Origin of the sequence: Aeromicrobium terrae, from assembly GCF_008039565.1 — a bacterium.
Lineage (GTDB): Bacteria > Actinomycetota > Actinomycetes > Propionibacteriales > Nocardioidaceae > Aeromicrobium > Aeromicrobium terrae.
Window position 1 is genome coordinate 47,264 of the sequence record NZ_VDUX01000007.1, and the last position, 11,201, is coordinate 58,464.

Below are 11,201 nucleotides of genomic sequence, written 5' to 3' on the forward strand. Positions count from 1 at the left end.
CCGTGCGCAGACTGATCACGGTGCTGAGCACCGTCGCCCTCGCCTTCGGGCTCACCCTGGTCGCGGCGGAGGCGTCCATCACCTCGCCCGCGGTGAACGCCGTGCTGCGCGGCAACGCCACCCTGGCTGAGACCGGCGGCTACGACGACTCGTCCCTCAACCACTGCGGCCTGGCCGGTCTCGGTGACGACGGCTCGACGACGCTGCAGCTGATCAACTCCGCCAACCAGGTGAAGTTCGAGCAGCACTGGGAGGGCGAAGGCGCCCGCAGCGTCACGATCGACACGCACAACTACCCGAACGGCGCCTACACCGTGCGCGGCATCATCGAGATCCGCAAGAACAGCGGCTTCGGCGGCCTCGGCTGCAAGACCGACACGGTGACGTCGAACCGCGCGGTGACGATCGACAACATCAGCGAGATCACGTACACCGGGGCGACGTCGGGCGTCGCGACGACGTCCGTCACGGTGAGCGCGAAGCTGATCGACCCGAACCGGAACCCGCAGGAGCTCTCCGGCAAGGTCATCTCGTTCGCCCTGTCCGGCGGCTCCACCGTCTCGGCCACGACGAACAGCAGCGGCATCGCCAGCACGAGCATGCCGATCGGCGGGGCGCCACGCACCGCGACGCTGACGACGTCGTTCGCCGGCGACACGTTCTTCAAGGCCAGCTCGAAGGCGACCACCTTCACGGTGAACAAGCAGGACACGGCGACGACCGTCGACCCGCCGGCGGACGTCGTGCACGGCCAGCCCGCGAGCTACGTCGCGCACGTCGCGGTGACCCAGGGCACCGGCACGGTCGGCAACGGGACCGTGCAGTTCAAGCAGGACGGCACCAACATCGGGTCCGCGGTCGCGGTCTCCGGTGGCGTGGCCACCAGCCCGTCGATCAGCACCCTGACCACAGGTGACCACGACATCACCGCGGTCTACAGCGGCAGCACGTCGTACGAGAACAGCACGTCGGCCCCCGTCACGCAGACGGTGACGAAGGCGGACACGACGACCTCGGTGACGCAGAACATCAACCCGACGGTGCACGGTCAGTCGGTCACGTTCACCGCGACCGTCGGCGTCGTCAGCCCGGGCAACGGCACCATCACCGGTGACGTGCAGTTCACCATCGACGGCCAGCCCAAGGGCGCCGCACGTCCGCTCACCGGCAACCAGGCGACGCTCCAGGTGTCCGACCTGGCGGCTGGCAACCACGACGTCGTCGCCACCTACAACGGCAACGGCGACCTGAAGAAGAGCGACTCCGCGGCCATCGTGCACGGCGTCGACCAGGCGCAGACGCAGGTCGCCCTGACGTCGTCCGACCCGAGCGCCGTCGCGGGTCAGCCGCTGACGTTCACCGCCCAGGTGTCCCCGACGGGTGACGGTGGCGGTGAGCCCACCGGTGACGTCACGTTCTTCGCGGACGGCGACCAGATCGGCGACCCGGTCCCGGTCGGCTCCAACGGCTCGGCGACGTCCGACGCGGTCGGCCTGGCGGCCGGCACGCACCAGATCGTGGCCACGTACTCCGGTGACACCAACTTCGCCGGCTCGACCAAGACCATCGAGCAGGAGGTGAACGCGGCCCAGACGCACACGGCCGTCTCCACCTCGCCGAACCCGTCGGTCTTCGGGCAGCCGGTCACCGCGCACGCCGTGGTCACGCCGGTCAGCCCGGCGACCGGTCACCCGGCCGGCGCGGTGAAGTTCGTCGTCGACGGTGAGGACGAGTACTACGCGAACATCGAGGACGGTGCCGCGGACGCCACGATCACCGGCCTGGCGGTCGGTGACCACTCGATCGTCGCCACCTACCTGAGTGGTGACCCGAACTTCGTCACCAGCACGTCCCCCGAGGCGTCGCACCAGGTGAACAAGGCGGCGACCTCGACCGAGGTCACCAGCTCCTCGCCGACCTCGGTCTGGGGCCAGCCGGTCACGTTCACCGCGACCATCTCGGTGGACTCGCCTGGCGCCGGCTCGCCCAGCGGCACGGTCACCTTCACCGACGGCTCGACGGTCCTCGGCTCCGCGCCGGTGAGCTCGAGCACCGGTGAGCAGGCGTCCATCGTCGTGGACACCCTGTCCGTCGCGCAGCACCAGATCGTCGCGACGTACAGCGGCGACGACTCGTTCCTCGAGAGCGACGGCTCGGTGGCGCAGAAGGTGAACCGCGCGCAGACGTCCACGCTGGTCACGTCGTCGGCGAACCCGGCGGCCTCCGGCGAGCCGATCTCGTTCACCGCGCACGTCAGCCCGGTGGCCCCGGGCGCCGGGCACCCGCTCGGCACGGTGGTCTTCACCGTGAACGGCGCCCAGCTGGGCAACGCGGTGATGGTGGACAGTGACGGGAACGCGACGAGCGAGGCGTTCGCCACGCTCACCCCGGGCACGTACACGATCGCGGCCACCTACAGCGGCGACGGACACTTCGTCGGCAGCACCGGCGGTCTCGACCAGGGTGCGGGGCTCAACGTGGTCAAGGGCGCGAGCTCGCTGACGCTCGAGTCCTCGGACCCGGCGGCGGGCTACGGCGCGCCGGTGACGTTCACGGCGACGGCGAAGGCCGTGGCTCCTGCCACGGGCCGTCCGTCCGGCGTCGTCCGCTTCTGGGAGGGCAACAAGCTCCTGGGGGCGAGCAACCTCGCGGCGGCGGAGGCCAGCGGCACCTCGACGGCACAGTTCGTGACGTCGACGCTGTCGCCGGGCGCCCACTCGATCCGCGCGGAGTACGTCGGCAACTTCAACTTCGAGGGTGCGACGGCCAGCACGTCACAGGACATCGGGCCGTCAGGCACCGTCACCGGGATCTCGGCGACGCCGAACCCGGCGTCGTTCGGCCAGGACGTCACCCTGAAGGCGACGGTCGCGGGTGCTCCGGGCACGCCGGGCGAGCCCACCGGGACGGTCACGTTCCGCGACGGATCCACGGTCCTCGGCACGGTGACGCTCGACGGCGATCAGCACGCGACGCTGGAGGTCTCCGGCCTGCACGGCGGTCAGCACGTCCTGACGGCGCAGTACTCCGGCGGCGGACTGTTCGACGCGAGCACGTCGGCGGACTACACGCTGACGGTCCAGCGCGCGGCGAGCTCGATCCACGCGGAGCGACTGACCAGCTTCACCGGCGGTGAGGCGAACGTCCGGATCGGCGTGGTGAAGGCGGTCCTCACCGGACTGGACGGCGAGCCGCTCCAGGGCGAGACCATCGTCTTCACGACCCACGAGCCGGGTCCGAACGGCGCGGTGCTGCCGGTCTGCCAGGCCGTCACCAACGAGCGTGGTGCCGCCAGCTGCCAGTCGGCGCTCCCGCACACGGTGCTGGTGCTGCTCGGCCAGGGCTACGAGGCCACGTTCGAGGGCAACGCCGACTACCAGCCGTCGACGGATCACGGCAACGAGTTCGCGACCGACGAGGTGAACCCTTAGGAGGCGTTCTCGCGCAGGTACCGGCCGAAGTGGGGCACGGTGAACGCTATGCGACCGCGTTCACCGGAGTAGATGAGCCCCTTCTTCATCAAGGTGTCGCGCGCCGGTGAGAGCGACTGGGGCTTGCGCCCGAGGTGCTCGGCGACCGATGCGGTAGGAACTGCGTCGGTGTCGTCGCCGAGCACGTGGGCGACGTCGGCCATGGCGCGCAGGTACTCCCGCTCGCCCGGCGTGGCGCGGTCGTAGCGCGAGCCGAAGAACCCGACGGCGAGCTCCCGTTCCGCAGCCGGTGCGGCCACGGCGACGTCCTCGGCGGTCATCGGGCTGCGCGGCGCCTGCTCCCAGACCTCCTTGCCGTACGCCTGGATGAAGTAGGGGTAGCCACCGGTGGCGGCGAACATCGCGTCGAGCGCGTCGGGCGTGAATGCCGCGCCTTCCTCCTCCGCCGGGGCCGTGAGCGCGTGGTCGGCGGCCGTGCGGTCGAGCCGGTCGATGCGCTGGTAGCGGAACAAGCGCTCGCTGTACGACTTGCTCGCCGACAGCACGGACGGCAGGTGCGGCAGACCGGCGCCGACGACGATGACCGGCAGCGACGCCTGCCCGATCTCGTGGCACGCCGCGCAGAGCGCCGAGACGTCGTCGGGTCCGACGTCCTGCATCTCGTCGACGAAGATCGCGACGCCCTTGCCGACGTCGCCGGCCAGGCCGCCCACGTCGGTGAGCAGCTCGACGAGGTCGATCTCGATGTCGCCGGAGTCGGCCCGGCCGCGAACGGCCGGCACGTCGATGCCAGGGCTCCAGCGGTCGCGCAGCTTGGCGTCGGGCCCGGCGTCGCGCTGCGCGAACGACTTCAGCACGCCGAGCACGTGGTCGACGTCCTCACCCTGCGGGTGCCCGAGCTCGCGGACGGCGGTGTGCAGCGCGGAGCTGAGCGGGCGGCGGAGCGGCTGGTCCGGGCGGGCCTCGAGCTTGCCGGTTCCCCATCCGGCGCGCACCGCCGACGACCGCAACGCGTTCAGCAGCACGGTCTTCCCGACGCCGCGCAGGCCGGTGAGCACCAGCGAGCGCTCCGGCCGGTTGCGGGCCACGCGCTCGAGGACGACCTCGAAGGCGCGCAGCTGCTCGTCGCGGCCGGCGAGCGCGGGCGGGCGCTGGCCGGCGCCGGGAGCGTAGGGGTTCCGGATCGGGTCCACGCTACGACCGTATGGCGTTGTCTAGCGTCAGCCCGATATTTCGAGATACAGGCCGATCGTGTCGGGCTTCGACGAGCTCAACCGACGGGCGGGCGCATGGCCCAGCGGATGGCCGAGGTGACGACGACGCCACTCGCCCGGACCGCCGTGCCCTCGACGACGGGGAGGTACGGCAGCCGGAGTGCCAGTCGGGTCCACCGGGGCATCAAGCCGATCGCGGCGGCCGAGAGCATCGAGTACGGGACGCGGATCGCGAGCGGCACCGGCGGGTGCACCAGGATGAACCGCGCGGCGCGGCGGGCGGCGGCCGTCGACTCGAGCTCCGGCCGGTAAGCGGCCAGCGCCGCGTCGAGCTCGGTGACGGTCTCGGGCACGTCGGTGGCTCCGAGGGCGCGGCCGATGACGGCGGTCTGGGCGACGTAGGTGTCGCGCTGCTCGGGTGTCAGCTTCACGTCGCCGTAGCGGTCGTGGGCGCGCAGGAAGCTGTCGACCTCGGCGACGTGCACCCAGCGGAGCAGGTGCGGGTCGGCGACGGCGTAGGGACGTCCGTCCGGGGTGGTGCCGGTGATGCGCTTGTGGACGGCGCGGACGATCCGGACGGCCCGGTCGGCGTCCTCGACGGTGCCGAACGTGGTCTCGGCGAGGAACGTGCTGGTGCGCTGCAGGCGTCCCCACGGGTCACCGCGGTAGCCCGAGTGCTGGTCGACGGCCGCCATCGCGAGCGGGTGCAGCGACTGCAGGAGGAGCGCCCGGATGCCGCCCACGAACATCGACGCGTCGGAGTGCACGATGCAGATCGGGTCGTCGGCCGTGAACCGCCGCGGCCCAGGCGCCCCGTGGATGCGGTCGCGTCGCTCCGGCCCCTCGTCACCCGCGATCCGCGCGAAGATCGCCGCCGCCACGCGCTGCCTGACCGGCTCGAGGGTGCTGCTCATCGCACCATTGTCCCCGGGTCTCCGAGATTTGGCCGGTTGCCCACCGAAATCCGGCGCCGTCGGCGCCGAAAGGGTGACCAAGCGGCCAGATCTCGAGGACCGGAGGGTCAGGAGATGTCGGTGAGGAGGTGGCCCCGCTGTTCCCGGCGGCGGCGCTGCTCCTCGGGGTCGGGGACCGGGACGGCCGCGATGAGGCGCTGCGTGTACTCCTCCTGCGGCGACCCGAGCACCTGCTCGCGCGGGCCGACCTCGACGAGCTTGCCGTGCTGCATCACCGCGACGCGGTTGGCGAGCGAGTCGACGACGGCGAGGTCGTGGCTGATGAACAGGCACGCGAACTGCAGGCGCTGCTGCAGCTCGGTGAACAGCTCGAGGACGCGCGCCTGCACTGAGACGTCGAGCGCGGACGTGGGCTCGTCGGCGATCAGCAGGTCCGGGTCGAGCGACAGGGACCGCGCCAGGCTGACGCGCTGGCGCTGGCCGCCGGAGAGCTCGTGCGGGAACCGCTCGGCGTACGAGCCGGGCAGCTCGACGCTCTCCAGCAGCTCGCGCACCTTCGCCTCGACTTCGCGGTCGCTCATCTCGGTCTGGACGCGCAGAGGCTCACCGATGCAGTCGCCGATCGACATGCGCGGGTTGAGCGAGGCGGCCGGGTCCTGGAAGACGAACCCGAACCGCGACCGCAGGGGCCGGAGCTGCTGGTCGCTGAGCCCCGAGATCTCCGTGCCCGACACCGACACCCGGCCGCCCGTAGGCTGCTGGAGCCCGACGGTGGCGCGGCCGACCGTGGTCTTGCCGGACCCGGACTCGCCCACGAGGCCGAGCACCTCACCCCGCCTGACCTGCAGAGACACGTGGTCGACGGCGCGGAACGTCGGCTGCCCGAGGCGGCCGGCGAACTCGACGACCAGGTCGTCGACGTCGAGGACGACCTCGGCGGACTCGGCGACCGGCTGCGGCCCGTTCTCGCGACCGAGGTGCGGCACGGCGTCGAGCAGCGCCCGCGTGTACGGGTGGCGCGGCGACGAGAACAGCTGCGACGACGGCGCCTCCTCGACGACCTGGCCGCGGTACATCACCACGACGCGGTCGGCCATGTCGGCCACCACGCCCATGTTGTGCGTGATGAGCACGATCGCCGTGCCGATCCGGTCGCGCAGCGAGAGCAGCAGCTCCAGGATCGCGGCCTGCACGGTGACGTCGAGCGCGGTGGTCGGCTCGTCGGCGATGATCACGTCCGGGTCGCACGCGATGGCCATGGCGATGACCACGCGCTGCTTCTGACCACCGGACAGCTGGTGCGGGTAGTAGTCGACGCGCTGCTCGGGATCGGGCAGGCCGACCAGGTCGAGCAGCTCGATCGCGCGGGCGCGGGCGTCCTTCTTGCTGACCTCGCCGTGCGCCTGGAGGCCCTCCGCGATCTGCCACCCGACGGTGTAGACCGGGTTGAGCGCGGTGGACGGCTCCTGGAACACCATCGAGACCTGGTCGCCGCGGATCGGTCGCAGCTTCGACGTGGGCAGGCCGATGAGCTGCTGCTCCTTGCCGTCCTTCGTCAGCGTGGCCTCACCCTCGACCGACGCGGTGTTCGGGAGCAGCCCGAGCACCGCGCGGGAGCTGACCGACTTGCCGGACCCGGACTCGCCGACGACGGCCAGGACCTCGCCCGGAGCGACGTCGAAGCTGACGTCGCGCACCGCACGCACCAGTCCGCTGTCGGTGCGGAACGTGACCGAGAGGTCGGACAACGACAGAGCCGCGACCCGTCGCTCGCCACTCGCCGCGACGACCGGCTCCTCGACGCCGGTGCCGATGGCCTCGGCCAGCTCCTCCTCGTCGGCGGTGGTGGTCTCACCTCCACGCGTGCGGAGCAGCGGGTTGAGGATGTCGTTCAGGCTCTCGCCCACGAGCGTCACGCCGAGCACGATCAGCACGATGGCGAGACCCGGGAACGTGCCGGTCCACCAGATGCCGTTGGTGGCGTCGGGCAGGGCCTTGTTCAGGTCGAAGCCCCACTCGGCCGCGTCGGACGGCTCGATGCCGAAGCCGAGGAAGCCGAGGCCGGCCAGCGTGAGCACCGCCTCCGACGCGTTGAGCGTGCCGATGATCGGCAGGTTCTGCGCGACGTTGGAGAAGATGTGCCGGCCCAGGATGCGCGGCGTCCGGACGCCCACCACGCGGGCGGCGTCGACGTACGGCTCCACCTTCACCGCGATCGTGGCGTTGCGGATGACGCGGTAGTACTGCGGGATGAAGATGACGGTGATCGAGATCGCTGCCGCCAGGATGCCGCTCAGCGCGCCGCCGCTCGGGTCGGGCAGGATCCAGCCGACGAACCCCTCGTGCTTGGTGGTGAGCACGATCGAGACGACGATCGCCAGCAGCAGCGACGGAAACGCGTAGAGCGCGTCCATGATCAGCACCAGCAGCCGGTCGAGCCAGCCACCGAGGTAGCCGGAGATCAGGCCGAGCGGGATGCCGATGACCGCCGACAGGATCACGGCGAGCACGATCACCTCGATGGCCGTGCGGGCGCCGAAGATGACGCGCGAGAGCACGTCGGTGCCGCCGACCGTGGTGCCGAGCCAGTGCGCCGACGACGGCGCCTGCTGCGTCGCGAACAGGACACCGTCGGAGCCGCGGTTGTCGTTGAAGCCGTACGGCGCGAGCCATGGCGCGAAGATCGCGATGAGGACGAACGCGGCGATGATCACGAAGCCGAGCAGCAGCATGAAGCGCTGCAGGCCGTGCGACTGCCGGACGACGCTAGGAACGAAGCGCTTCATCAGAACCTCACTCGCGGGTCGACGAACGCCACGATGACGTCGATGAGGAAGCTCGAGATGCAGACCACCAGGGCGATCAGCGTGACGATGCCCTGGACGGCGACGAAGTCACGGTCGATCAGGTACTGCGCCAGCTGGTAGCCGAGTCCCTTCCACTCGAACGTGGTCTCGGTGAGGACCGCGCCGGCGAGCAGGATGGCGATCTGCATGCCCATCACGGTGACGACGGGCACGAGCGCGGTGCGGAAGGCGTGCTTCCTCAGCACTCGTCGCTCGGAGACGCCGCGCGCTCGCGCGGCGGTGACGTAGTCGGCCCGCAGGGTCTGCAGCAGGTTGACGCGCACCAGGCGCAGGAAGACGCCACCGGTCAGCAGGCCGAGCGCGATGGCCGGCAGCACGGCGTGCTGCAGGACGTCGCGGATGTAGTAGCCGTCGCCGGAGATCAGCGCGTCGACGATCATGATGTTCGTGTGGGGGTGGACGTCCTGCAGGGCCAGCTCGGTGCTGGTGGTGGCCCGTCCTGACGACGGCCAGCCGAACGGCGTGAACGCCAGCTTGAGCAGCAGGCCGACGAAGAACACCGGCGCCGCGTAGAACAGGATCGCGAAGAGGCGCAGCGCGACGTCGGGCCAGCGGTCGCGGTACCGGGCGGCGACGCGGCCGAGCGGGATGCCGACGCCGAACGCGACGATCAGCGACCAGAAGGACAGCTCGAGCGTCGCGGCGCCGTTCTGCAGCAGGATGTCGGAGATCTCGCGCTTGTCGGTGAGCGTGACGCCGAGGTCGCCGTGCAGGAGGTTGCGGAGGTAGTCCCAGTACTGGTTGATCAGCGGCGCGGTGAGGCCGGCGGCCTCCTTGCGCTCGGCGATCTGCTCCGCGTTGAGGCGCCCGCCCTGCGCCGCGGTGATCGGGTCGCCGATCACCCGCATCAGGATGAACACCATCGTGATGAGGACCCACATCATCACGGGGACCAGCGCGAGACGGGTCAGGAGGTAGCGGGCGAGCGGGCTGAGCGGACCCCGCTTGCGCCCCGGCTCGTCAGGATGCGGCGCGTCCGGGTACGGCTCGGCGGCGAGGATCTCGGCGTTGGCCATCGGGCCTTCCTACATTCCGGTCCTTGAGCTTGTCGAAAGGACCTTGCTAGAGGGCCAGGTGGCTTCGACAGGCTCAACCACCTGAACGGACGAAAGGGGGCGGGTCCAGTGTGGACCCGCCCCCTTCGTCGATGTCAGCCCTTCGACAGGGACGTGAAGCGGAACTTGAACGACGGGTCGAGGGTCTTCTCGATGCCCTGGATGTCGTCGCGTCCGATTCCGACCTGGGCGCCGGTGAGGAGCGGCAGGATCGGGACCTGCTCGGCGACCATCTTCTGCGCCTCGCCGATGGTGGCGAGTCGCGAGTCCTTGTCGCTGTCGGTCGACTCCTTCTTCAGCAGCGCGGTCATCGCGTCGTCCTCGTAGTGAGACTGGAGGAAGTTGTTCGGCGCGAAGAACGGCGTCAGGTAGTTGTCCGGGTCCGGGAAGTCCGGGTACCAGCCCAGCTGGAAGATCGGGTAGGTGTCCTTCACCCGCTCCTCGCTGTAGGTGTCGTACTCGGTCGAGTCCAGCTTGACCTTGAACAGGCCGGTCGCCTCGAGCTGACGCTTCACCGCGTTGTACTCCTCGGTGGAGGCTCCGCCGTAGTGGTCGGTGTTGTACTCGATGTTCAGCGAGACCGGCGTCTTGACCCCGGCGTCGGAGAGGTACTTCTCGGCCTTGGCCTTGTCCGGCTTCTCGCCGTACATGTCCTTGAACGGCTCGGTCGCGCCGGGCTGGCCCTGCGGGACCGCGGAGTAGGCCGGCGTGTACGTGCCCTTGTAGACCTGGTCCGAGATCTCCTGGCGATCGAGCGAGGAGGCCATCGCCTGGCGGATCGCCAGCTTCTGGTCGTCGTCGTCGCCCGGCATGGTCTTCAGGTTGAAGACGATGTAGCGGAGCTCGCCACCGGGGCCGGTGTGCACCTTGACGCCCTTGGCCTTCTTCAGGCTGTCCACGTCGGTGGGCGTCAGCGAGCGGTACGCGACGTCGATGTCACCGTTCTGGATGTCCAGCTTCAGGTTGTTGGCGTCGGAGTAGACCTTCTGCGTGATGGTCTTGACCTTGGCCTTGCCCAGGGCGCCGTCGTAGTCGGGGTTCGCCTTGAACTGCGCGAGCTGGTTCTTGTCGTACTTGGCGATCGTGTACGGACCGGAGAACCCGTTGGCCTTCACGGCCTCCTCGTCGCTCATGACCTTGTCGGCCGGGTAGGTCTCCTCGTCGACGATCGGGCCGGCGGACGTGACCAGGATCTGCGGGAACGTCTGGTCGTTCGCGGCCTTCAGCGTGAAGACGACCGTCTTGTCGTCCTTCGCCGCGACCGAGTCCATGTTGCCCAGCAGCGAGGCGGGACCGTTCGGGTCGTTGATCTTGACGATGCGGTTGAAGGAGAAGGCGACGTCGGACGCGGTCAGCGCGTGGCCGTTGGCGAACTTGAGGCCGTCCTTCAGGGTGCAGGTGTACTCCTTCGGACCGCTGAAGTCGCACTTCTCGGCGGCGTCGGGGGTCAGGTCCGTGGTGCCCTCGGGGAACTGCATGAGGTACTGGTAGACCTGCGTCTGCACGGTGAGCGAGCCGTTGTCGTACGAGCCCGCGGGGTCGATCGCGACGACCTTGTCGGTGGTGCCGATGACGATCGAGTCACCGGATCCGCCACCGCTGTCGCTCGAGCCGCACGCGGCCAGGGCCATGGTCGCGAGGACCGATGAGGCGAGGACGATCGGTCCTCGTCGGATGTTCTTCATTCAGAAACCTCCCGGCTGGTGTCCGCATGCCGGAC

General features: G+C 69.9%; 6 protein-coding genes. 1 reads left to right on the forward strand and 5 read right to left on the reverse strand.

Annotated elements, in window-relative coordinates; translation table 11 throughout:
* Nucleotides 1–2: 2 nt before the first annotated feature.
* Entirely contained in the window at nt 3–3,431 is a 3,429-nt protein-coding gene (locus FHP06_RS13660; RefSeq protein ID WP_187271939.1) for an Ig-like domain-containing protein, read from the forward strand.
* Here FHP06_RS13660 and FHP06_RS13665 read toward each other — a convergent pair.
* The 5 genes from FHP06_RS13665 to FHP06_RS13685 form a co-directional block, all read right to left on the reverse strand.
* A complete protein-coding gene (locus FHP06_RS13665; protein WP_147687355.1) occupies nt 3,428–4,624 on the reverse strand; it encodes an ATP-binding protein in 1,197 nt (398 codons plus the stop codon). The two genes, FHP06_RS13660 and FHP06_RS13665, sit on opposite strands and share 4 nt — an antisense overlap.
* Nucleotides 4,625–4,701: 77 nt before the next feature.
* Complete coding sequence (locus FHP06_RS13670; RefSeq protein WP_147687356.1) at nt 4,702–5,559, reverse strand: oxygenase MpaB family protein; 858 nt, start codon at nt 5,557–5,559, stop codon at nt 4,702–4,704.
* 107 nt (nt 5,560–5,666) lie between these two features.
* The gene (locus FHP06_RS16240; protein WP_147687357.1) at nt 5,667–8,345 is read right to left on the reverse strand and encodes an ABC transporter ATP-binding protein/permease; all 2,679 of its coding nucleotides are present in this window, start codon (nt 8,343–8,345) and stop codon (nt 5,667–5,669) included.
* Nucleotides 8,345–9,442, reverse strand: a complete 1,098-nt coding sequence (locus FHP06_RS13680) for an ABC transporter permease (RefSeq protein WP_147687358.1) — start codon at nt 9,440–9,442, stop codon at nt 8,345–8,347. The genes FHP06_RS16240 and FHP06_RS13680 overlap by 1 nt, the downstream gene beginning before the upstream one ends.
* A 134-nt stretch (nt 9,443–9,576) precedes the next feature.
* Nucleotides 9,577–11,166, reverse strand: coding sequence for an ABC transporter substrate-binding protein (locus tag FHP06_RS13685; protein WP_147687359.1), 1,590 nt, complete (start codon nt 11,164–11,166; stop codon nt 9,577–9,579).
* Nucleotides 11,167–11,201: the final 35 nt, after the last annotated feature.